The following is a 22848-nucleotide window of genomic DNA, read 5'->3' as shown; positions in this document are numbered from 1 at the left end:
GTGTTCTGCAGCACGCTCATGTGCGGCATCAGGGCGAAGGACTGGAACACCATGCCCATTTCCTTGCGGCGCACATCGAGCAGGGCTTTATCGGACAGGCCGGTGATTTCGCGGCCGTTGAGGTGGATGCTGCCAGCAGTGGGTTCGATCAGGCGGTTGAACAGCCGCACCATGGTCGACTTGCCCGAGCCCGACAGGCCCATGATGACGAAGATCTCGCCACGTTTGACGAAAAAGCTTGCATCGAACACGCCGACGACGTGGCCGGTCTTGCTGAAGATTTCGTTCTTGTCGGCGCCCTTGCGGAGCATCTCCATGGCCATGTTCGGGTTGGGGCCGAACACTTTGAAGATGTTGTTTACCGAAAGAATCTCATCGGCATGGCTCATACGACCCTCTTTGTTTTTGTTATGACCAATAAATGATCGGCATCCTTTCCATGGGCGGAAACAGCTGCAGACGTGCGATTGGCAGGGTGCTCAAAAAGCAGTGAGCGAATCAGAACTGTGATGATCTTATGGTTGAGCCAGCGGTGCGTGGCACGCTGGTAAAGCCTCGGGGTAGCGGGCTTTTGTGAAGGACTGGCTGAACTGTAGCCCTGGCGATCGGCATGGAATAGAACGGAAGCGTCAATTTATGGTATGCCGGGGCCCAGGGCTTGCCACGGCATAGGGACTGTAGGAGCAGCCTTGTGCTGCGAAGGCGCCGGTGCACACACCCACGGTTCAGGATGGGGTCACGGGCCTCTTCGCAGCACAAGGCTGCTCCTACCAGGTAAGTGGGTCACCCCTTCAATGCTGCCTCAATCTTGGCGACATCGATCTTGCCCATTTCCATCATGGCCTCGAACGCCCGCTTGGCAGCAGCCCGGTCGGGATTGGCAATGGCCTCGATCAGGATGCGTGGGCAGATTTGCCACGACACCCCCCACTTGTCCTTGCACCAGCCACAGACGCTGGCCTCGCCGCCATGGCTGACGATGGCATCCCACAGCCGGTCAGTCTCGGCCTGGTCCTCGGTGCTGACCTGAAACGAGAACGCCTCGCTATGGCTAAAGGCCTTGCCCCCATTGAGCCCAACGCAAGGGATACCCATGACGATGAACTCGACGGTAATCACATCGCCTTGCTTGCCCGACGGGTAGTCGCTAGGGGCTTGGTGCACCGCCACTACCCGGCTGTCGGGGAAGGTGCGGGCGTAGAAGTTGGCCGCCTCTTCGGCGTCATGGTCGTACCACAGGCAGATCGTGTTTTTGGCAGTCATGGCAGGGCTCCATGAATGAGAGTGGGCCTTTGAGTCTAGTCCACGGCCTTGCCGTCGGCGCCGCTGCGTGGCCCGGCATACGCCTTCAGGACGGCCGGTCTTTGCAACATTCTGCAGACATTTCCGACGTTAGGTAGTGAACCTGCTTACATAAAAAAGGTCTTTCGCTGACGGTCAACTCACCGACCGGTTCAGCGGCCCAGTCAGCGGGCCTACTTTTGTCCTGTTTCAGCGAAGACCAACATGCCCGAATCCCGCCCCACATTCTCCGCCCTCCCAGCCCTGCGCGGCGGCCTGATCGCAGCCCTGGTGGCCCTCGCCGCCCCGGTGCATGCCGAGGAGCCCGCCAGCGATGCGCGCTGGGTCAGCGACAGCCTGAGCACCTACGTGCGCAGCGGCCCGACCGATGGCCACCGGATTGTCGGCACCCTCAAGTCCGGCCAGAAACTGACGCTGGTCACCACCCAAGGCAACTACAGCCAGGTGCGTGGGCAGAATGGCGACCTGGTGTGGATCCTCAGCAGCGACCTGCAGGCGGTGCCAGGCCAGGGCGAACGCCTGCCGCAGCTCGATGCCCAGGTCGCCGACCTGTCGGGGCAGCTTAAGAGCATCGATGACAGCTGGAAAAACCGCGTGCAGGGCATGCAAGAGACACTGGACTCGCGCAAGCAACTGATCGACGAGCTGGAAGCGCGCAACAAAGCGCTGAACGAACAGCTCGACCAAAGCCAATCGACCTTGCGCGATACCCAGGCCCGCCTGGGGGATGAGAACAAACAGGTGATGATGCGCTATATGGTGTACGGCGGCAGTATTGCAGGCGCGGGCCTGCTGATGGGGTTGATCTTGCCGGCGCTGACGCGTGGGCGGAAGAAGAATGACCGCTGGTTCTGATTAGGGGTGCATCAGGGGCTTGAGGCGGGCGCCAGGAGGCATGCACCCGCCCCCTACAACAGCCGCTCCAAAGCCTCGAGCACATGCGCCGTGGCACGTTCAGCCTGCCCTTCACGGCAGGCGATGCCCAGTTGCCGCCACAACCCCGGACGCAACGGTCGCCGGGCAATCCGCCGGTCCAGCTCGGGCGCCTCGCCCTCCTGCGGCAGCAATGTCGCGCCGTAGCCGGCCCCCACCAGGCTTTTGATCGCATCGTTGTAGTTCAGCTCGATGCGCGGCTCGGGGAACAACCCCGCCGCAGCAAACCATTCCCCCGTCACCCGCGACAACTGCGTGCTGTTGTCATTGAGAATCAACGCCCGCTGCGCCAACCATGCCGGGGTAACCTTGGCCGGCGGCTGCCAATCGGCCGGCACATAGGCCAAGATCGGATCGCGTCGCCACGGGGTGATCTTGAGCCCTTTGCCTGCCACTTGCGGCAAGGCCACCAGGCCAATGTCCAAGGCCCCCTCGCGCAACCGCGCCAGCGACGCCTGCGAGGTCAGCACCTGCACCTGCACATCGATCCCCGGGTGCACTTCGCGCAGGTACTCGAGCGCTTTGGGCAACAGGTGGGCAATGGCGCCAGTCGAAGCCCCCAGGCGGACCCGGCCAGTCAGCCCCTCGACCTGACGGCGCACCTCGTCCAGCGCCAGGTCGGCATCGGCCAGCAAGCGACGGGCTCGGGCCAGCAGCGTCTCGCCGATGGCCGTAGGCCGTACCTGCCCACGGTTGCGGGTGAGCAACGGCGCGCCGACCCGTGCCTCCAGCTCGGCCACATGCAGGCTGATGGTGGGCGGGGCCAGGTTGAGCCGGCGAGCGGCCTCGGCAAACGAGCCGAGGTCGGTGATTTCGACCAGCGTGCGGAGGCGGTCGAGGCTGATTTCGCGCATGACTAGCTTCAGAAATAATGAACATCAGCATCATGATATTCAAATTTCCTTTAGTCCAGCCGCGGGCGAGCATAGGCCACCCTCCCCTGACCGGACCTCGACCATGCATACCCCTGTTGTTTTTATCGACGGTGACCAAGGCACCACTGGCCTGCAGATTCACGCCCGCCTGCACGGGCGCAATGACGTACGCCTGCTGACCCTGCCCGAGGCCGAGCGTAAAGACCCGCAGCGCCGCGCCGAAGCCATCAACAGCGCCGACATCGCCGTGCTCTGCCTGCCCGATGACGCCGCCCGCGAGGCCGTCGCGGCAATCCACAACCCGCACGTTCGGGTCATCGACGCCAGCTCCGCCCACCGCACCAGCCCCGGCTGGGTCTATGGCCTGCCGGAACTGGACGCGCAGCAAGCCGAGCGCATCGCCCACAGCACACGCGTCAGCAACCCCGGCTGCTACCCCACCGGCGCGATTGCCCTGCTGCGCCCGCTGATCACCGCCGGGTTGCTGCCAGCGGATTACCCGCTGAGCATTCACGCCATCTCGGGGTACTCCGGCGGCGGCCGCGCCGCGGTCGAACGCCATGAGCAGCCGAGTGCCGAGAACACCCCAACCCTGCAGCTGTATGGCCTGGAACTGGCACACAAGCATGTACCGGAAATCCAGCAACACGCCGGGCTGTCGGCACGGCCGGTGTTCGTGCCTGGTTACGGCGCCTATCGCCAGGGCATCGTGCTCAGCATCCCGCTGCAGTTGCGCCTGCTGCCCGGCCAGGTCAGCGCCGAACACCTGCAGGCCTGCTTGGAACAGCACTACCAAGGAGCTCGCCACGTTCAGGTGATGCCCCTGCACCAGCAAGGCCCCGCCGCAGCACTCGACCCCGAAGCATTGAACGACAGCAACGACCTGCGCCTGGCGCTGTACGCCAACCCGGCGCATGGCCAGGTGCTGCTGACCGCTGTATTCGATAACCTGGGCAAAGGCGCGTCCGGGGCGGCGGTACAAAACCTCGACCTGATGCTCGCCGCGCTACAGGCGCAAGGCTGATTGGGCAAAACCGGTTAAACTGTACGTCCCGCGTCAGCATGGCGCGGGTTGTATTCCTAGCCGCCGGAGCCTTCCCCCCGATGTTCATCCTGAGCCGCCTTGACAGCGTGCCGCCCGAGTCTTTCCAGAACCAGATCCGTGAGCTGGTGATCCATCACGTCGGCGAATTGAGCAGCGTCGCCATTCTTGCCGACAACCCGCTGTATCCGCTGTACCAGTACGGCGTCGGCATGGAAGTGCACCAGTACTTGCAGGCCATGGACGGTAAGCGCGGCCTGTCGGTGACGCTGACCCTGGCGCTGGACGCCGATGCCCCCGACCAACTGCTCGGTTTCGCCCTGGCGTTGCCGGCCGATGATGATGCGCAAACCTGCGCACTGGCATTTCTTGCCGTGCGCGCCAGCCATCGCCGCCAAGGTATCGCCCGCGCACTGTTAGGTGACCTGCAGGCGCAGCATGCCTATGTCGAGCTGAACACCTTTGCCGGCCAGGTGCCGTGGTTCGAAGCGATGGGCATGCAGGTGGTGGCAGCCAACGGGCCGCAGGTGCTGATGAGCAGCACCGGGCACGCCAGCGAGGCGCTGATTGGCCGGCTGGATATCGGGCCGATCTACCAGACCACCGAGGTGCATCAGATCCACACCTACCTGCTCAACCAGCAAGGCGAGGATGCGATGATCGAGGCCGAACAGCTGCGCGACGAGCGCTTGGACCAGTTGGCCATTCAAGCGCAGGAATGTGTCCGCCAGCGCAAGACCGTGCACTGATGCTGTGGGGCCGCACGGCGGCCCCAGCTCTTTTCAGCCGTGCACCCAACGCCGATGCAACCCACGCGCCAGGGCATCGAGCATGAACCCCAGCACCCCGATCAGCAGCACCATCGCCATCAGCTCCGAATACGCCAGCCGGTCACGGGTGTCGAGGATGAAATACCCCAACCCCGCACTTACCCCCAGCATCTCGCAGGGCACCAGCACGATCCAAAGGATGCCGATGGCCAGGCGCACACCCGTCAGCACATGGCCGATCACCCCTGGCACGATGACCTTGCACAAGGTCTCCCAGCGCGTAGCACTCAAACTGCGGCTCAGTTGCAACCAACGCGGGTCGAGCTGACGCACACCTGCCGCAGTGTTGAGCAAAATCGGCCACAGCGCGGCAAATGCCAGCAGGAAATAGATCGGCTGGTCACCCACCCCCATCAGCATCACCACCACCGGCATCCACGACAGCGGCGAGATCATCCGCAAGAACTGGAAGGCCGGCGTGGTCGCCGCCTCCAGGTGCCGATAGCTGCCCACCAGCAAGCCGAGGGGGACACCGATCATTAAGGCCAGCAACAGCCCGATCAAAATACGTTTGAGGCTGACCCACACGTGGCCGTAGACCTCGCCCTGCCCCAGCAGCTCGACCAGGCTGGCCAGGGTCGCCGCCGGCGAAAAACGCGCCGACAGGCCATCGGCCTCGCCAAACCACGCCACGCCGGCCCACCATGCCAGCAGCAACCCCAGCAGCCCGGCCAAGCCTAGGCTGGTATGAACGACATGCTTGCGCATCAGACCGCGAACTCCTCGCTACGCTCGAAGTTGTCGGCAATGCCGAACACCGACGGCCCGCCAACGGCGGTGATGGCGTTGCGCACGAAACGGTCGTCGACCAGGTCGCGGGCGGTGTGCGCCGGGTCCAGGCCCGCCAAAAAGCCACTGTCGCCTTCGATCAGGGTGTGCTGCAGGCGCTTGATCAGTGCTTCGGTGTAGCTGGGGAACGGGTATGGCTGGAAGTCGATACGTTTTTCGTCCCACTGCTGATGCTGGATCGCGCCACTGGCGATATAGCCTGCGCGGTCTTCGGCGGCTGGCGCCAGGACTTTGCTCAATACCGCCACTTCGTGCGGGGTGTACTTGTTGGGGCCGGCCTTGGACAGCAGCGCGGCAGCTTCGGCGCGGTGCTCGCGCGTCCACTGCTGGGCCTTGACGATGGCGTTGACCACCTTCTGCGACCACTCCGGGCGGTTGTTGAGGTCGTGCTCGTGCATGAACACCACGCAGCAGGCGTGGTTGCGCCACACATCGCCGGTAAAGCGCTGCACGCGGCCCACCTTGAGGTTCTCGGCCAGGGCGTTGAACGGTTCGGCGACGATGTAGCCAGCAATACGCTTGCTGGCCAGCGCCGGGGGCATATCGGACGGTGGCAGCACCAGCAGGTTGACCTCGGTGGCCGCCAGCTGCGCATTAGCAGGTTTCGACACCGGGGTCAGGCCGCTGTCGTTGAGCATCTGCTGCAGCACCACGTTATGGATCGAATACCAGAATGGGATGGCCACGGTCTTGCCGCCCAACTGCTTCATGTCGGTAATGTCGGGCGCCACGGTCAGCCCCGAACCCCCCACATGGTTCCAGGCCACGACCTTGGCCGGTACCTTGCTGGCGTAACGTGCCCAGACGGTCATCGGCGACAGCAAATGGATGACGTTGACCTGGCCCGAAATGAACGCCTCGATCACCTGCGCCCAACTGCGCAGCAGCACTGGGCGCTCGGCTTTGATGCCTTCGGCCTCGAACAGGCCATTGTTGTGCGCTACCAGCAACGGCGTGGCGTCGGTGATCGGCAGGTAGCCGATGCGCACCGGCGCGTCCGGCTCGGCAGCCGCACGGGCTTGCAGGCTCGACAGCAGCGGCAACGCACCGGCGGCAGTAAGCATGGCGCCAAGCTTGAGGAAGTCGCGACGCGAAGAAGCGGAACAGCAGTCATCCATGCACATGGACAGCCTCCGAGGGCAAGGGGGTTGAGGAAGGTGGGTCTGTGCGGCTTGCCCGCCGAAGGGTTTTGACAATCTCGATACGCAGCGCGCCCAGTTCCTCGACCCGCTGCGTACGCGGTTGCGGCAGGTCGATGCGCCACTGGCCGAGCACCTGCGCTGGGTGGTTGCCCAGTAGCAGGACCCGATCGGACAGCAGCAGGGCTTCGTCGATATCGTGGGTGATCAGCACCGCAGCGGTATTGTGGGTGGCGATCAGTTGCAGCAGCAGTTGCTGCATGTCGGCGCGGGTCACTTCGTCGAGCGCACCAAACGGCTCGTCGAGCAACAGCACTTCAGGCTGACGCGCCAGGCAGCGCGCCAACGCCGTGCGTTGGGCCATGCCACCGGACAGCTGCGCCGGGTACTGGTTACGGGCATGGTCCAAGCCCACGGCGGCAATGGCATGGTCGATGCGTGCACGCCGTTCGGTGGCGGCCAACTTGGGTTGGCGAGCGAAATCCAGGCCGAAGGCGACGTTCTTTTCCAGGCTCAGCCAAGGCAACAGGCTGGGGTCCTGGAAGGCCACCGCCAGGCGCGGGTGCGGCCCTTGCAACGGCTCGCCGTGCAACATCACGCTGCCGCCACGCGGTGCCTGCAAGCCCGCCAGCACCCGCAACAGGCTGGACTTGCCAACCCCGCTGGGGCCCAGGATGGACACCACTTCGCCCGGTGCCAACTGCAGGTCGAACCGCGCCAGCACCTCGTGCCAGCTACCCTCGCGGGGGTAGCCGAGGCTGATAGCTCGGGCTTGCAGCACGACTTCGCTCATGCCGTGCCCGCCTGGCGTTGCAGTTCGGCGCGCAGCTGCACCAGGCTTGGCGTGACGATGGGCACGAACGCCGATTCGCGCCAACGGCGCGCGAAACCTTGGCCGTACTCGCTGAGGTACGCCTTGCCACCACTGGCCTGCAGCTCGAGCTGCACCGCGTCGGCAGCACTTTCGGCAAGGATGATGCGCAGTTTGAACAACGCCGCTGGCTGCTGCAGGAAGCGCCCGTCGAGCAGGCCCTGCTTGAGTTCACTCACGGTGTTTTCCAGGCGTTCCTTGAGCACCTGGCGGGCCTCTTCGAGGAACGAACCACGGCCTTGCAGGTGCGCCGCCACTTCATCCAACGCGCGCCGGGCCAGGCCGATGGCCATGCCGCATTGCAGCGCGAGGAAGGCCGGGCGTACCTTGGGCAGGAACTCACGGGCGTTTTCATGCAGCAGCCACTCGCGGCCCAGTTCGACCTGATGAAACGCCAGCGCGGCAGTATTGCTCGATTGCAGCCCCATCAACTGCAAGTCGTCCGAGCGCACCAGCCCTTGCACCTCCGAGGGAATGGCCAACACGAAGGGCGCGCCCTCGGCATCGCACTCGATGGCCGCGGCCACCACAAAACCGCTCTTGCGCAGATTGGTCACCCAATGCAAGCGGCCCTCCAGGTTCCACCCCTCGCTGCTGGGGCGCCCGCGCACCTGCAGGCGCTCGATGCCCGAGAGAAACTTCATGGCGTTGGACAACCCGGTGGCGCCTGCCAGCTCGCCTGTCAGCAACCTCGGCAGCAGGCGTTCGCGCAGTGACTGGTTATGGCTTTGCAGCAGGTATTCAATGAAGGCGCGCTGGCCCCAGCAGACGAACGCCGCCGCCAACGAACGGCTGGCAATGGCGGCGATGGCTTCGACCGCATCGGTCACCTGCCCGCCCGTGCCGCCCTGGGCCGGATCGACGCCGATGCGCAGCACCTGCGCTTCAGCGATCTGCGCCAGCACTAGGTGCGGCTCGCACGTGCCCTGGTCAATGGCCTCGGCGTTGGCATCCAGCCATTGCCGAAATGCACAATCTTGCATGTCTGTACTCCTTTGAAAACGCCGGCGGGGCCGGCACCCCACGCGGATTACGCAGAAGGCTGCCAGCGGTACTTGCTCAGCTCGTCGTTGAGCGGCGTCTGGGCGAAAACATTAGCAAAGTTGCACAGGGTTGCGAGGCTCACGCCCAGAATCACTTCCAAGGCGTTGCCTTCGCTGAAGCCGGCCTCACGAAATGCCTGGTAGGTGGCCTCGCTGACGTTGCCACGGGTGGCGATGACTTCGCGAGCGAACGCGGCCAGGGTCTCGTATCGGGCATCGGGCAGCTCACCCCGCGCACGCAGCGCATCGACCACTGCTTCCGGCAGCTTGGCCTTGTTCAACGCGACTGCGGTGTGGCCGGCGACACAAAAGTCGCAGCCATGCTGGGTGGCAGCAATCAACTGCACCACTTCACGCTCGGCCAGGGTCAGCTCGGACTTGCCGTTGAGCGCCGACACGGTCACGTAGGTTTCCAGCGCTGCCGGAGCGTTGGCCAGCACGCCGAGCAGGTTGGGGATGAAGCCGGAATTTTTCTGGGCATTTTCAAGGAATGGACGGGCCGCTTCCGGGGCGCTCTGCAGAGTGTGTAAAGTAATGCGCGAGGACATGGAGGGGTCTCCTGTGGTGGGTGTCCTTACAGTCTGTTGGTTATAAGAACTACCCTCCATATTCATCAGTCGCCTTTCCTTGCTCCTGAGTCTTTGCATTAGATGATTTCGTCCAGCCACCTTGTCGATTGGTTATTAGAAGGCCTGGAGCTCGACGCCAGCCTGTTTCATGTCGGCCGCTATTGCGGCGGCTGGCATGCCAGCACGCAAGGCATGGGCCGCGCCAGTTTCCACCTGGTCGTGCAGGGCCATTGCTGGCTGCACCTTGATGGCCAGGCCGAGGCAGTGCGGCTGGAAGCTGGGGATGCGGTTTTTTTGCTGCGTGACCTGGCGTATCGGCTGTCCAGTGACCAGAACCCCGTCAGCGCCTGCGCCCAGCCGCGCCAGGCGATGCAGGCTCTGGATGCCACTGCCGGCGATGGCGTGGGGCTGGTGTGCGGGTTCTTTCACTTTCGCCCGGGGCTGTCGTCATTGATCGTGGAAGGCCTGGCCGACTGGATTCTGCTGCGCGCCAACGAGCCCGCCGGGCATGCGGCGCGGGCACTGTTCGGGCTGATCCTGGAAGAATGCGAACGCCTACCGCCGTCGCAGACCTTGCTGGAGCGGCTGACGCATTTGTTGTTCCTGTACGTACTGCGCCAGCAAGTGCATGCCGGGCAGCCCCTCGGCGGGCTGGTGGCGCTGGCCCGGCAGCCGGCGTTTGCCGCGTTGCTGGTGCAACTGATCGAACAGCCTGGGCAATCCTGGACGCTGGAAAACATGGCGGCGTGCACGGGGCTGTCGCGGTCAGCGTTTTTCAAGCGTTTCAACGAACTGGCCGGGCAGTCACCGGGGCAGGTGCTGCTGGCGTTGCGCATGCGCCATGCGTCCCAGCTGTTGCAAGCAGGCAACACCGTGGAGCAGGTGTGCGCGCAGGTGGGGTATCAGTCGGTGGCGGCGTTTACCCGGGCGTTTGCCAAGGCCGTCGGGGTGCAGCCGGGGGCGTATCGCAGGCAGCATGAGGGGCGGTGATTGTGTTTGCCTGGTCGGGCCTCTTCGCGGGCAAGCCCGCGAAGAGGCCTGGGCAGGTTGACTTAGACCTGACTCACCGGGATATCACCGCCACCCTTGCCATCCCGCCGCTCCCCCATCCATTCATTGACCTGCTGCCCGAACGCGGCAGGCGCCTTGCGCCCCACGCGCCGCGCCAGGTCTAAGATGGTCTGCTGCGCCAGCGCCTCTTCCATGCGCTTTTGCGCGCCCAGCATCACCGCATGAATGGCACAGGTGCCTTCGGTCGCCCAACCCGGTGGTGAGCCGTCAAACAGCGTGCAACGCTCGCGAATCTCACGGCAATCGAAGATCTTCTTCGGACCGTCGATAGCCGTGACGATATCCAGCACGGTGATCTCATCCGACGGCCGCGCCAGGCGGAAACCGCCGCGCACCCCTTCAGTGGCAACCACCAAGCCGGCGCGAGCCAGCTTGGTGAACACCTTGGCCAGGTATTCCTGCGGCACGCCTTGCAGCGCCGCAAGGTCGCGCACGCTGGACTCGCGCGTGTCACCGCGCTCATCCACCAGGTACAGCAGGCAATGGATGCCATATTCGACGCCAGCACTGTACAGCGACATATCAATCTCCGACCAACTTTGTCGCAATAATACGCCGATAGCGCCAGCGCCGAAAGCATTCCCTCGTTTGAAGCGATAGAAAACCCTACCCGCGCAGTACCTTCACCTCACCTTGCTTGCCGTCCGTTTCGCGCAAGTACTCCTGCAGCGAGTCGTCCATCGCCTGCATCCAGCGGGTATGGTGGGGCACCGCTTGGGTACCGGTGATCACCGAGCGGTACGACTTGTCGCGATAACCCATGATGTCGTGCTTCTTGTCGGTCTTCCATTGCAGGAAGATGCGGTTCACCGCCTCGATATCGAAGCTTGGGTAATCCGTCTGCTCGATCAGGTGCCTGATGTATCGGCCTTGGAATTCGTACATCGAGGCCGTGGTTTCCAGGCCCAGCTCATCCTCGCGCCAGCGCTCGCTGTCGGCATGCATGGCGGCCTTGGCCGGCAACGTGATGCGCCCCAGCATGTAATCGCGTGCAAACCATGCCTGTGCGTCGAACAGGTTGAAGCTGTACCAGAGGTCCTGCATGCCCAGGTAAATCAGCTGCGGGTTTTGCTCCCATACCACGCCTTGGTACAGCCCCGCAGGCCACAGGCGATTGTTGGTCTTGAGGGTGAGTTCGTCCGGCAGGAACGGGAAGTGATGCTGGTAACCGGTGCACAGGATGATCGCATCGACGCGCTTGTTCGACCCGTCGGCGAAGTACGCCAGGTCGCTCTCGACCCGGACCAGTTGCGGGCGTTCTTCCCAGCCCTTGGGCCACTTGTAGCCCATCGGTTGCGTGCGGTAGGCCGTGGTGATCGAGCGTGCACCGTACTTGTAGCACTGCGAGCCGATGTCTTCGGCCGAATAGCTGCTGCCGACAATGAGCAGGTCCTGGCCGTTGAACTCCATCGCTTCGCGAAAATCGTGGGCGTGCAGGATACGCCCGGTGAAACGCTCGAAACCTTCGAACTCCGGCACGTGTGGGGTGGAAAAGTGCCCACTGGCCACTACCACATAATCGAACACCTGCTCGACACTAACCCCTGCGCTGTAGTCGTGGGCGCTAACGGTGAACTCGCGGGTGGTTTCATCGAAGCTGACGTGCTTGACCACAGTATTGAAGCGGATGTAATTGCGCACCCCGGCCTTCTTCACGCGGCCCTGAATATAGTCCCACAGCACTTCGCGCGGCGGGTACGAGGAGATCGGCCGGCCAAAGTGCTCATCGAAGCTGTAGTCGGCAAATTCCAGGCATTCCTTGGGGCCGTTTGACCATAGGTAACGGTACATGCTGCCGTGCACGGGTTCGCCATGCTGGTCGAGGCCGGTGCGCCAGGTGTAGTTCCACATACCGCCCCAGTCGGCTTGCTTCTCGAAGCACACGATTTCAGGCATGGGGGCGCCCTGGGCATGGGCGGATTGGAACGCACGCAATTGTGCAAGGCCGGACGGGCCGGCGCCGATGATAGCGACACGAAGAGTCATAGTGATTCCTGAACAGTTGAACGCTGAAAAAATGCAAAGGCTCCCCAACCCCAAACGGCAAAAGGCCGGGGGTGGTGAAATTCAGGCGTTACGGTGCAGGTGGAGGGACGGGGCGTTTGCGCATCTGGCTAAGCAGGATGTTGACGGGCGGGATCGACAACACGTGGTACAGGCTCGAAAGCGGGGAGCGTGTCATGGGGGTGGGCCCGTATCCATTAGCGCAGGGTGCGTAATGGGGGCCTGAGGGGCGCAAGATACGTGTGATCTCGTACATGGGGGCTGAAATGGCCTCTTTTCTTTATGGTTTCTTTTTTATCTATAACGGATGGGGGTGGGGATATCAAGGATGGCGGCCCTCCCCCCTGCACCCGAACGACCGCTCGTCGCCAGCAAAATCTTCGATTCACCGCCAAAAACCCATCAAAACACGGCCTTCCCAGGTGTTGACCGGCGGGTTGCGCCCCTACCTGGGACGAAAAAAAACTTGCAGACGAAAACTACGATCAATACAGTCGTAGTTATTCGAAAGGCACCTGCCGTGTCATCGAAGCCCTTTTCCCTACATGACCGTTGCGGAGCACCTGCATGAAATCCAACATCCTGATCATCGGTGCCGGCTTTGCCGGTGTCTGGAGCGCCCTGAGCGCTGCTCGCCTGCTGGACCAGGCACAACGTGAAGACCTACGTATCAGCGTGCTCGCCCCTCAACCCGAGCTGCGCATTCGCCCACGCTTCTACGAAGCGGATGTGCATGGCATGAAGGCGCCGTTGGGCGAGCTGTTCGAGGCCGTGGGCGTGCACTTCATCCCTGGCAACGCCGACAGCATCGACGCCGACGGGCGCAGCGTGAGCTACACCGATGCCCAGGGGCAGCCCCAGCAGATCCACTACGACCGCCTGATCCTCGCCGCCGGCAGCCAGGTGGCGCGCCCGGCTGTACCAGGCCTTGTCGAACACAGCTTCGATGTCGACCAGATGGAGTCAGCCGTGCGCCTGGAACAGCACCTGCTGGGGCTGGCCGCCCTGCCCGCCTCCCCGGCGCGTAACACGGTCGTGGTCTGTGGTGGCGGGTTCACCGGCATCGAGACGGCAACCGAAATGCCCGCACGCTTGCGCACCCTGCTCGGTGACGGCAGCGCGGTGCGTGTGCTGGTGGTCGACCGTGGCGCCCGTGTCGGCGCGGCGTTGGGCGCGGGCATCACCCCCTCGATCGAGGCCGCCTCTGCACAGGCGGGTGTCGAATGGCTGACCGGTACCTCGGTGGTGGCTGTCGATGCCGGCGGCGTCACCCTGGACAACGGCGAGTACATCGCCAGCAGCACGGTGATCTGGACCGCAGGCGTCAAGGCCAGCCCCTTGACTGCACAGGTCGCCGGCGAGCGTGACGGCGCAGGCCGCCTGCGGGTCGACGATCACCTGAAAGTGGTTGGCCAGGCACACATCTATGCCACCGGCGACACCGCCTGGGCCGCTGTCGACGAGCTGGGCAACCACGCCCTGATGACCTGCCAGCACGCCATCCCCATGGGCCGTCACTGCGGCAACAATGCCGCTGCCGACCTGCTGGGCATCGACCCGGTCATCTACCGCCAGCCCAAATACGTCACCTGCCTGGACCTCGGCGACTGGGGCGCGGCCTACAGTGAGGGCTGGGTGCGTGAGCTGAAGTTGCACGGCCAGGAAGGCAAGGCACTCAAGCGCCAGATCAACTCGGTGTGGATCTACCCACCCGCCGCTGACCGGGCACTGGCGCTGGCCGCTGCCGACCCGCTAATCCCGATCGTCTGACACCTGAAAGCGAACAAATCCGTCAAAAAACGACGGATTTGTCCGCACATGTCGTTACATTGAATGACTGGTCAATAATGATGTCCATATGCCATCATTTAAATAAAACATTTCCGAGGGTGAGGCACACACACTAAATCCGCAGCGCATCGAGAGCTGGCACCACCCCCGGTGACCCGGCCTTCCGTCCATGCTCTTGACGCCTGCACGCCACCGTCAAGGAGCATTCCATGCAGTTACGGAATATGAAGATCGGCATTCGCGCAGCCAGCGTATTCGCCCTGCTGGGCGCACTGGTGCTGGGCATGGGCCTGATCGCCCTCTACGAGACCCGGCAAATGGACACGGCCACGGACGAGATCCGTGTCACCTGGTTGCCCGCCGTGGTCGCACTCAGTGAAATCAGCAGCAACCTCGGCCGGGGCCGCGCCCTGACGCTGCGCGCGGCGCTGGATGACGATGACAGCGAGCGCGCACGCAACCTCGACCTGCTCAAAGGCATCAACGCTCAGCTCAAGGACGGCCTCCAGGACTACGACAGCACCATCATCGCCGCCGACGACCGCGCCTTGTTCAATGCCTTCAGCACCTCCCACCAACAGTACGTCGACCTGCAGGCGCAGGTGCTCGACGACATCGCCGCCGGGCACATTGACCAGGCCAGGCAGAAGATCAACGGCCCGCTCACCCTGCATGCCGACAGCATGATGAAAGCCATGGCGGCACTGATCGCCTACAACAGCAAAGGCGCTGAAGTGGCCTCGCAACGTAGCAGCGATGTCGCAGACCAAGCGTTGACCGCCATCATCGGTTCACTGCTGGTGATCATGCTCGCGCTGGCAGCCATCGCCACGGTGCTGACCCGCAGCATCGTCGTGCCCCTGGCCGACGCGGTGGCCGTGGCCGAGCGCGTGGCCACCGGCGACCTGACCCGCGAAATTCGCGTAATCGGCCGCGACGAACCGGCGCAACTGCTGCGCGCCTTGAGCCGCATGCAAGACAGCCTGCGCGACACCCTGCGCAAGATTGCCGCATCGTCCGACCAGCTGGCCTCGGCCTCGGAAGAGCTGCACACCGTCACGGAGGACACCAGCCGCGGCCTGCACCAGCAAAGTGCGGAGATCGACCAGGCCGCTACCGCTGTTAACCAGATGACAGCCGCCGTGGAAGAAGTGGCGAACAACGCGGTGAGTACCGCAGACGCGTCCAAAGGCGCCGACCGCACCACCCGCGACGGTCGCGACCAGGTCAACCAGGCCTTGGCGTCGATCCAGCACCTTGTCGACGACGTCACCGGTACCTCGGCCGAGATCGAACTGCTGGCCAACAATGCCAACGAGATCAGCCGCGTGCTCGATGTGATCGGCGCGATCGCCGGGCAAACCAACCTGTTGGCGCTCAATGCCGCCATCGAGGCAGCACGGGCCGGTGAGGCAGGCCGTGGCTTTGCGGTAGTCGCCGACGAGGTGCGCGCACTGGCCCACCGCACTCAGCAGTCCACGGCAGAAATCGAACAGATGATCGTGGGTATCCAGACCGGCACCGAGCGCGCGGTAAGCGCCATGCACAGCAGCCAAGGGCGTGCCACGGGCACACTGGAAGTGGCCCAGTCTGCAGGCCAGGCACTTGAGGTGATTGCCGAAGCGATTGCCTCGATCAACCAGCGCAACCTGGTGATCGCCAGTGCGTCGGAGGAACAGGCGCAGGTGGCGCGGGAGGTAGACCGTAACCTGGTGAATATTCGCGACCTGGCGATGCAGACGTCGGCGGGTGCGAATCAGACCAGTGCGGCGGCGCAGGACCTGTCGCGGTTGGCGGTGGACCTGAATGGGATGGTTGCCCAGTTCAAGGTTTGACTCAAGATAGCTAGGGCTGCTTTGCAGCCCATCGCGGGCAAGCCCGCTTCTACAGGTTCGCGTGGTCCCTGTGGGAGCGGGCTTGCCCGCGATGGGCCGCAAAGCGGCCCCAATTGCAACTGTCAGTCGTTCACGCTGACAGCCCGCGCACTGTTAACACTCTGCCCGCGCGTCGCCAGGCAGTAATACAGCGGCACCGTCACCAGCAACCCGATCAGCCAGGACAAATCAGCCCCTTCGACGATGTTCGAATACGGCCCCACATACAGCGCCGTATTGGCAAACGGCAGCTGCACCACGATCCCGCACGCATAGGCAATGATCGCGTGGTGGTTGAAGCGCCCATAAATGCCGCCGTCGGCACTGAAAATCGACGCGATGTCGTACTGGCCCTTCTTGATCAGGTAGAAGTCGATCAGGTTGATCGACGCCCACGGCACCAACACCAGCAACAGCGCCAGGATCAAGCCGATGAACTGGCCAATGAAGCCCGCCGACGCATTCAGCGCTACCAGGCCGCAGCCCACCAGAATCACCGAGGCCAGGATCACCCGCACCTTGATGCTCGGCGTCCACTTGGCAAAGAAGGTCTGGATGGCCGTGACGATCGACAACACCGCGCCATACAGGTTGAGCGCGTTGTGGCTGATGATGTTGAGCAGGAACAACACCATCAGGATCGGGCCGAGCCAGCCGGTGGCTTGCTTGACGGCGTCCATCGCGTCCGTGCCTTCCGGTACGCACAACACCGCCACCGCACCAAAGCTGAAGCACAGGATGGTGCCCAGCGTGGCACCGAAATAGGTGGCCCAGAACGGCTTGGCAATGCCGACTTCTTTAGGCAGGTAGCGTGAGTAGTCGGAGGTGTACGGCGAAAAGCTGATCTGCCAGATGGTGCCCAGCGACACCGTGGCGATGAAGCCCGACAAATTGAACGCACCGCGGCTGAAGAAGTCGGCCGGCAGCTCCTGGATGAACATCATGATGAACCCGGCCAGCAGCGCCGACCCCATCACCCAAGTACCGATACGGTTGAGGATATGGATGAAGCGGTAGCCGATCACGCCAATGGCCGTCGCGCTGAGGGCGCCGATGACGATGGCACCAGGCATCGGCACGCTCGGGGCGATACCGTGGATGGTCTTGCCCGCCAGCACGATGTTGGAAATGAAGAAGCCCACATAGATCAGCGCCGTGAAGAACACGATCAGCAGGGCGCCATAACGGCCGAACTGGCCGCGGCTCTGGACCATCTGTGGAATGCCCAGCTGCGGTCCCTGCGCAGAGGCCAGGGCGATGACCACGCCCCCGAGCAGGTGGCCCAGCACGATAGCGACAAGCCCCCACACCAGGTTCAGGTGGAACACCTGCACCACCATCGCACCGGTGACGATGGGCAGCGGCGCAATGTTGGTGCTGAACCAGAGGGTGAACAGGTCGCGCGCCTTCCCATGGCGCTCGGCAGGTGGAACGTAATCGACCGTGTGATTCTCGACAAACTGGTGTTGCGATGACGGTTGGGACATGGTTTTCAGCTCGAAAGGTCGTTTTTATCTTTGTAAGGAAACCGCGTCTAGGCGGCCTCTCAGCTGCGGACCATATTATGGTATTCCAAACTTTTGACAACACTGATTCGGCTTAAAAAACCCTAACTGATCCGGTTCAGCACCTGAAGCTGGGGCATTGAAATTCCGCCAAGCCCCCTATCCATGCGGCTTTGCGCCATTCATCGTGATTTTGCTACGGCGGAAAATTCCGCTTGCAAATCGAGTATTACGGTATACCATCAGACACATCAACGATAAAAACCGCGGACCACCGCAGCCCTTCTGAGGTACATGAGATGATCGACGCAACCGTCTACAAGAACGTCCTGGGCTCTTTCCCGTCCGGCGTTACCGTCATCACCACCCTGGACGACGACGGCTCGATCGTCGGCCTTACCGCCAGCGCCTTCTCCTCCCTGTCGATGGACCCGCCGCTGGTGCTGTTCTGCCCCAACTACAGCTCCGACTCCTACCCTGTGCTGATCAAGCAGAAGCGCTTCGCCATTCACCTGCTTTCTGGTGAACAGCAAGCCGAAGCCTATGCGTTCGCCAAAAAAGGCAAAGACAAAGCCACCGGCATCGAGTGGTCCCTGAGTGCGCTGGGCAACCCGCTGCTGGCCAATGCCACCGCCATCATCGAATGCGAACTGTGGCGTGAATATGAAGGTGGCGACCACGCCATCATGGTCGGCAAGGTGCACAACCTGATCGTCCCCGAGCAAGCCCCGCAGCCGATGATCTACTGCCGCGGCAAGATGGCCAGCCTGCCCGCCTTCGCCTGAAGCACCTAGCCTTATTACTGACGCCTGGCGCGCCAGGCGAGACTTTCAAGCTCCGAGGAAAGCCCCATGAAATTTTCGTTGTTCGTACACATGGAACGTTGGGATGAACAGGTCAGCCACCGCCAGCTGTTCGAAGACCTGACCGAACTGACCCTGATGGCCGAGAACGGCGGTTTCAGCACCGTGTGGATCGGCGAACACCACGCCATGGAGTACACCATTTCGCCAAGCCCGATGCCGCTGCTGGCCTACCTCGCCGCGCGCACCGAGAAGATCCGCCTGGGCGCCGGCACCATCATCGCGCCGTTCTGGAACCCGATCCGCGTGGCAGGCGAATGCGCCCTGCTCGACGTGATCAGCAACGGCCGCATGGAAGTGGGCCTGGCGCGCGGCGCCTATCAGTTCGAATTCGACCGCATGGCCAATGGCATGCCTGCCACCGACGGCGGCAAGGCCCTGCGTGAAATGGTCCCGGTGGTGCGCAAACTGTGGGAAGGCGACTACGCCCACGACGGCGAGGTGTACAAGTTCCCCACCTCCACCAGCGTGCCGAAACCGTTCAACGCTACACCGCCGATGTGGATCGCCGCCCGCGACCCAGACTCGCACAACTTCGCCGTGGCCAACGGCTGCAACGTCATGGTCACCCCACTGATGAAGGGTGACGAAGAAGTGCTGGACCTGAAAAACAAGTTCCAGGCGGCCCTGGACAACAACCCGGATGTGCCACGTCCACAATTGATGGTGCTGCGCCACACCCACGTGCACAGCCCATCCGAGCCTGAAGGCTGGAAGGTTGGCGCCCAGGCCATCTCGCGCTTCTACCGCACTTTCGACGCCTGGTTCGGCAACAAGACTGTGCCGGTCAACGGCTTCCTGGAGCCGAGCCCGGAATCGAAGTTTGCCGAAGTGCCGGCGTTCCAGCTGGAAAACATCCGCAAGAACACCATGATCGGCACACCCGAAGAAATCATCGCGCGCATCAAGTATTACCAAGAGCTCGGCGTCGACGAGTTCAGCTTCTGGTGCGACAACAGCCTGCCCCACGCCGAGAAGAAAAAGTCGCTCGAGCTGTTCATCAAGGAAGTGGTGCCGGCGTTCGCCTGAATTCCCTTTGCCTGAAGTAGTTGCGGGATCAGCCCGCTCCCGGGGGCCCTTGCGGCCCGCGTGAGCGGGCTTTTTTTGAAGTTCAGTGACAGCCTGCACCGGCCCATTCGCGGGTAAACCCGCTCCCACAGGTTCCCCACAGCTTTCAAGGCCTGCGCGGTACCTGTGGGAGCGGGTTCACCCGCGAAGAGGCCAGTACAGACACCACAAGATTCAAGGGATCAGCCCACCTTTCGTCCCCTGGCAATAGAAATTTCCAGACGCCTCTTGCACAACAAATATTATGGTATACCATCAGACAACAAGAGCTGATAACCCTCACCAGGAGCCACCCATGAGTTTCGAAATCCGCAAGATCGTCACCTACTCCGAAGAGACCCGCATCGAAGGCGGCAAGGCCACTGACAAACCGGTGACCATGGTCGGCCTGGCCGTGGTGATCAAGAACCCGTGGGCGGGTCGTGGTTTTGTAGAAGATCTGAAGCCGGAAATCCGTGCCAACTGCTCTGAGCTGGGCGCACTGATGGTCGAGCGCCTGACCGCCGCCATCGGCGGTGCCGACAAGATCGAAGCCTACGGTAAAGCCGCTGTGGTCGGCGCCGACGGCGAAATTGAACACGCCTCTGCCGTGATCCACACCCTGCGTTTCGGCAACCATTACCGCGAAGCGGTACAGGCCAAGAGCTACCTGAGCTTCACCAACAAGCGCGGCGGCCCAGGCACCTCGATCCAGATCCCGATGATGCAGAAGGACGACGAAGGCCTGCGTTCGCACTACATCACCCTTGAAATGCAGATCGAAGACGCCCCGCGTGCCGACGAAATCGTCGTGGTCCTGGGCGCTGCCGACGGCGGTCGTCTGCACCCGCGCATTGGCAACCGCTACATCGACCTGGAAGAACTGGCTGCCGAAAAAGCCAACGCTCAATAACAACAACCAAGACGGGCCGGGGCGTGGCGTGCTTACCCGCCGCGCCCGACCTTCAAGGAGCGCCCTCCATGATTCAGCCTGTCGCTGAACGTACACCGGCCGGGACCAGTTACCTGGACCAAGGCCAGGGCCAACCCGTGGTGCTGATCCACGGTGTGGGCCTGAACAAGGAAATGTGGGGCGGTCAGTTCGTTGGCCTGGCCAATGACTACCGCGTCATCGCTTACGACATGCTCGGCCACGGCCAGAGTGCGTTGCCAGCCGCCGACACCGGCCTGGAAGGCTACGCCGCCCAGCTCGTCGAGTTGCTCGACCACCTGCAGATTGCCCAGGCCACCGTAATTGGCTTCTCCATGGGCGGCCTGGTGGCCCGTGCCTTCGCCCTCAACTACCCGCACAGGCTGTCTGCCCTGGTGGTGCTCAACAGCGTGTTCAACCGCACCCCCGAGCAGAGTGCCGGCGTTATCGCCCGCGCCGCCCAGGCGGCGGAGCTCGGACCCGACGCCAACGTCGACGCCGCCCTCGACCGCTGGTTCAGCCGTGAATACAAGGCTGCCAACCCGGCGCAGGTCGCCGCCATTCGCCAGGTGCTGGCGAGCAACGACCCGCAGGGCTACCACACTACTTATTCGCTGTTCGCCACCCAGGACATGTACCGCGCCAGCGACCTGGGCAGCATCCAGGTGCCGACGCTGATCGCCACCGGCGAACTCGATTCGGGCTCCACCCCGGCCATGACCCGTCAGCTCGCCGCCAGCATCCCTGGGGCGCACAGTGTGGTCCTCGCCGAGCAACGGCATATGATGCCGGTGGAAGCACCGCGTGAAGTCAACAAGATGCTGTTGGACTTCCTCAAGCAAGCCCGCACCCTCACCGAATCCGCCAAGGGGATTGTTGCATGACCCTCGTACGTTTCCAGATGTGCATCGACGGCCAATGGCTCGATGCCCAGAGCGGCAAGACTTTCGACAGCCTCAACCCGGCCACCGCCCAAGCCTGGGCGCAACTGCCCGACGCCGACGAAGCCGATGTAGAGCTGGCCGTGCAGGCCGCCCAGCGTGCCTTCGAAAGCCCTGCCTGGCGCAGCATCACCGCCACGGCGCGCGGCAAACTGCTGCGCCGGCTGGGCGACCTGATCACCGAGAACAAAGAGCACCTGGCCCAGCTGGAAAGCCGTGATAACGGCAAGCTGATCCGCGAAACCCGCGGCCAGGTCGGTTACCTGCCCGAGTTCTTCCACTACACCGCAGGCCTGGCCGACAAGCTCGAAGGCGGCACCCTGCCGCTGGACAAGCCAGACCTGTTCGCCTACACCGTGCACGAGCCGATTGGCGTGGTCGCCGGGATCATCCCGTGGAACAGCCCGCTGTACCTGACGGCCATCAAGCTGGCCCCGGCCCTCGCCGCTGGCAACACCATCGTGCTCAAACCGTCCGAACACGCCTCGGCGACCATCCTCGAGCTGGCTCGCCTGGCCCTTGAAGCCGGCTTCCCGCCGGGTGTGGTCAACGTGGTCACCGGCTATGGCCCTAGCACCGGCGCGGCCCTGACTCGCCACCCGCTGGTACGCAAGATCGCCTTCACCGGCGGCGCCGCCACGGCCCGCCATGTGGTGCGCAGCAGCGCCGAGAACTTCGCCAAGCTGTCGCTGGAGCTGGGCGGCAAGTCGCCGAACATCATCTTCGCCGACGCCGACCTGGACAGCGCCATCAACGGCGCCGTGGCCGGCATTTATGCCGCCTCCGGGCAAAGTTGCGTGGCCGGTTCACGCCTGCTGGTACAGGACGAGATCTTCGACGAATTCGTCAGCCGCCTGGTCGAGCGCGCCAAGCGCATCCGCATCGGCAACCCGCAGGACGACGCCAGCGAAATGGGCCCGATGGCCACCGCTCAGCAACTGGCTGTGGTCGAAGGCCTGGTCGCTGCGGCCAAGGCCGAAGGCGCCAAGCTGCACCTGGGGGGCAAGCGTGCCGAGGTCGAGGGTGACGGCTGGTTCTACGAACCCACCCTGTTCGAGTGCGACAGCAACTCGATGACCATCATGCAGGAAGAGGTGTTCGGCCCCGTTGCCGCGGTCATCCGCTTCAAGACCGAAGAAGAGGCCCTGGCCATTGCCAACGACTCGCAGTTCGGCCTGGCGGCCGGCATCTGGACCCGCGACCTGGGCCGCGCCCACCGCCTGGCCCGTGACGTACGCTCGGGCATCATCTGGGTCAACACCTACCGCGCGGTGTCGGCCATGGCGCCGATCGGTGGCTTCAAGAACAGCGGCTACGGCCGTGAGAGCGGCATCGATTCGGTGCTGGCCTATACCGAGCTGAAGACCGTGTGGATCAACCTGTCCACCGCGCCGATGCCCGACCCGTTTGTGATGCGTTAAGAGGTAG

Annotated in this window: 22 protein-coding genes and 1 pseudogene; 12 read left to right on the top strand and 11 right to left on the bottom strand. The window is 63.2% G+C overall.

Annotation, left to right across the window (positions count from 1 at the left end; genetic code table 11):
* Nucleotides 1–389 (bottom strand): ATP-binding cassette domain-containing protein (locus tag D886_RS0118875; RefSeq protein ID WP_027595396.1); only part of this gene is annotated, 389 nt, incomplete at its 3' end.
* A 394-nt stretch (nt 390–783) separates the two neighbouring features.
* Nucleotides 784–1263, bottom strand: coding sequence for a VOC family protein (locus D886_RS0118870; protein ID WP_027595395.1), 480 nt, complete (start codon nt 1261–1263; stop codon nt 784–786).
* A 243-nt stretch (nt 1264–1506) separates the two neighbouring features.
* Here D886_RS0118870 and D886_RS0118865 point away from each other — a divergent pair, with 243 nt between their 5' ends.
* Entirely contained in the window at nt 1507–2157 is a 651-nt protein-coding gene (locus D886_RS0118865) for a TIGR04211 family SH3 domain-containing protein (protein ID WP_027595394.1), read from the top strand.
* A gap of 53 nt (nt 2158–2210) precedes the next feature.
* On the opposite strand, the gene D886_RS0118860 is transcribed toward D886_RS0118865, so the two are convergent.
* A complete protein-coding gene (locus D886_RS0118860) occupies nt 2211–3089 on the bottom strand; it encodes a LysR family transcriptional regulator (RefSeq protein WP_027595393.1) in 879 nt (292 codons plus the stop codon).
* A gap of 103 nt (nt 3090–3192) precedes the next feature.
* On the opposite strand from D886_RS0118860, the gene argC reads away from it, so the two are divergent.
* Both argC and D886_RS0118850 read left to right on the top strand, forming a co-directional pair.
* A complete protein-coding gene (argC, locus tag D886_RS0118855; protein WP_027595392.1) occupies nt 3193–4134 on the top strand; it encodes an N-acetyl-gamma-glutamyl-phosphate reductase in 942 nt (313 codons plus the stop codon).
* Between the two features lie 80 nt (nt 4135–4214).
* Entirely contained in the window at nt 4215–4901 is a 687-nt protein-coding gene (locus tag D886_RS0118850; RefSeq protein WP_027595391.1) for a GNAT family N-acetyltransferase, read from the top strand.
* 33 nt (nt 4902–4934) lie between these two features.
* On the opposite strand, the gene D886_RS0118845 is transcribed toward D886_RS0118850, so the two are convergent.
* The 5 genes from D886_RS0118845 to D886_RS0118825 are packed head-to-tail and all read right to left on the bottom strand — an operon-like array spanning nt 4935 to nt 9372.
* Nucleotides 4935–5690 carry an ABC transporter permease gene (locus D886_RS0118845; RefSeq protein WP_027595390.1) on the bottom strand — a complete coding sequence of 252 codons (756 nt, stop codon included), beginning with the start codon at nt 5688–5690 and terminating at the stop codon, nt 4935–4937.
* Nucleotides 5690–6895, bottom strand: a complete 1206-nt coding sequence (locus D886_RS0118840) for an ABC transporter substrate-binding protein (RefSeq protein ID WP_027595389.1) — start codon at nt 6893–6895, stop codon at nt 5690–5692. Before D886_RS0118840 ends, D886_RS0118845 begins: the two co-directional genes overlap by 1 nt.
* Nucleotides 6882–7703 carry an ABC transporter ATP-binding protein gene (locus D886_RS0118835; protein ID WP_027595388.1) on the bottom strand — a complete coding sequence of 274 codons (822 nt, stop codon included), beginning with the start codon at nt 7701–7703 and terminating at the stop codon, nt 6882–6884. The genes D886_RS0118840 and D886_RS0118835 overlap by 14 nt, the downstream gene beginning before the upstream one ends.
* On the bottom strand, nt 7700–8764 hold the full coding sequence (locus tag D886_RS0118830) for an acyl-CoA dehydrogenase family protein (RefSeq protein WP_027595387.1): 1065 nt from the start codon (nt 8762–8764) through the stop codon (nt 7700–7702). Before D886_RS0118830 ends, D886_RS0118835 begins: the two co-directional genes overlap by 4 nt.
* A gap of 47 nt (nt 8765–8811) precedes the next feature.
* Nucleotides 8812–9372, bottom strand: coding sequence for a carboxymuconolactone decarboxylase family protein (locus D886_RS0118825; protein WP_027595386.1), 561 nt, complete (start codon nt 9370–9372; stop codon nt 8812–8814).
* Nucleotides 9373–9474: 102 nt separating this feature from the next.
* Between D886_RS0118825 and D886_RS0118820 the strand changes: the two genes are divergently transcribed.
* Nucleotides 9475–10383 (top strand): AraC family transcriptional regulator, encoded by a 909-nt coding sequence (locus D886_RS0118820; RefSeq protein WP_027595385.1) that lies wholly within the window; start codon nt 9475–9477, stop codon nt 10381–10383.
* A 62-nt stretch (nt 10384–10445) separates the two neighbouring features.
* Here the strand turns inward: D886_RS0118820 and D886_RS0118815 are convergent, their stop codons facing one another.
* On the bottom strand, nt 10446–10985 hold the full coding sequence (locus tag D886_RS0118815; protein ID WP_027595384.1) for an Rrf2 family transcriptional regulator: 540 nt from the start codon (nt 10983–10985) through the stop codon (nt 10446–10448).
* A gap of 85 nt (nt 10986–11070) precedes the next feature.
* Nucleotides 11071–12450: an NAD(P)-binding domain-containing protein gene (locus D886_RS0118810; RefSeq protein ID WP_027595383.1), complete on the bottom strand. Its 1380-nt coding sequence runs from the start codon at nt 12448–12450 to the stop codon at nt 11071–11073.
* Between the two features lie 585 nt (nt 12451–13035).
* On the opposite strand from D886_RS0118810, the gene D886_RS0118805 reads away from it, so the two are divergent.
* From D886_RS0118805 to D886_RS28890, 3 genes and pseudogenes are all read left to right on the top strand, one after another.
* Nucleotides 13036–14238: an NAD(P)/FAD-dependent oxidoreductase gene (locus D886_RS0118805; RefSeq protein ID WP_027595382.1), complete on the top strand. Its 1203-nt coding sequence runs from the start codon at nt 13036–13038 to the stop codon at nt 14236–14238.
* 230 nt (nt 14239–14468) lie between these two features.
* A pseudogene (locus tag D886_RS28895) lies at nt 14469–15239 on the top strand (MCP four helix bundle domain-containing protein); the annotation flags it as partial.
* Nucleotides 15231–16094 (top strand): methyl-accepting chemotaxis protein, encoded by an 864-nt coding sequence (locus tag D886_RS28890; protein WP_371098201.1) that lies wholly within the window; start codon nt 15231–15233, stop codon nt 16092–16094. The pseudogene D886_RS28895 and the gene D886_RS28890, both read left to right, overlap by 9 nt.
* A 122-nt stretch (nt 16095–16216) precedes the next feature.
* On the opposite strand, the gene D886_RS0118795 is transcribed toward D886_RS28890, so the two are convergent.
* Nucleotides 16217–17620 carry a cytosine permease gene (locus D886_RS0118795; RefSeq protein ID WP_027595380.1) on the bottom strand — a complete coding sequence of 468 codons (1404 nt, stop codon included), beginning with the start codon at nt 17618–17620 and terminating at the stop codon, nt 16217–16219.
* 317 nt (nt 17621–17937) lie between these two features.
* Here D886_RS0118795 and D886_RS0118790 point away from each other — a divergent pair, with 317 nt between their 5' ends.
* The 5 genes from D886_RS0118790 to D886_RS0118770 all read left to right on the top strand — a co-directional run bounded on the left by D886_RS0118790 (nt 17938) and on the right by D886_RS0118770 (nt 22841).
* On the top strand, nt 17938–18423 hold the full coding sequence (locus D886_RS0118790) for a flavin reductase family protein (protein ID WP_027595379.1): 486 nt from the start codon (nt 17938–17940) through the stop codon (nt 18421–18423).
* A gap of 66 nt (nt 18424–18489) precedes the next feature.
* A complete protein-coding gene (locus D886_RS0118785) occupies nt 18490–19530 on the top strand; it encodes an LLM class flavin-dependent oxidoreductase (protein ID WP_027595378.1) in 1041 nt (346 codons plus the stop codon).
* Between the two features lie 334 nt (nt 19531–19864).
* Nucleotides 19865–20461, top strand: coding sequence for an amino acid synthesis family protein (locus tag D886_RS0118780; protein ID WP_003256068.1), 597 nt, complete (start codon nt 19865–19867; stop codon nt 20459–20461).
* 68 nt (nt 20462–20529) lie between these two features.
* Complete coding sequence (locus D886_RS0118775) at nt 20530–21363, top strand: alpha/beta fold hydrolase (protein WP_027595377.1); 834 nt, start codon at nt 20530–20532, stop codon at nt 21361–21363.
* Nucleotides 21360–22841, top strand: a complete 1482-nt coding sequence (locus D886_RS0118770; RefSeq protein WP_027595376.1) for an aldehyde dehydrogenase — start codon at nt 21360–21362, stop codon at nt 22839–22841. Before D886_RS0118775 ends, D886_RS0118770 begins: the two co-directional genes overlap by 4 nt.
* Nucleotides 22842–22848: the final 7 nt, after the last annotated feature.

Source organism: Pseudomonas sp. LAIL14HWK12:I7, assembly GCF_000483465.1.
Lineage (GTDB): Bacteria > Pseudomonadota > Gammaproteobacteria > Pseudomonadales > Pseudomonadaceae > Aquipseudomonas > Aquipseudomonas kermanshahensis.
The sequence above is the reverse complement of the archived record's forward strand: the minus strand, read 5'-3'. Positions and strand labels throughout refer to the sequence as shown.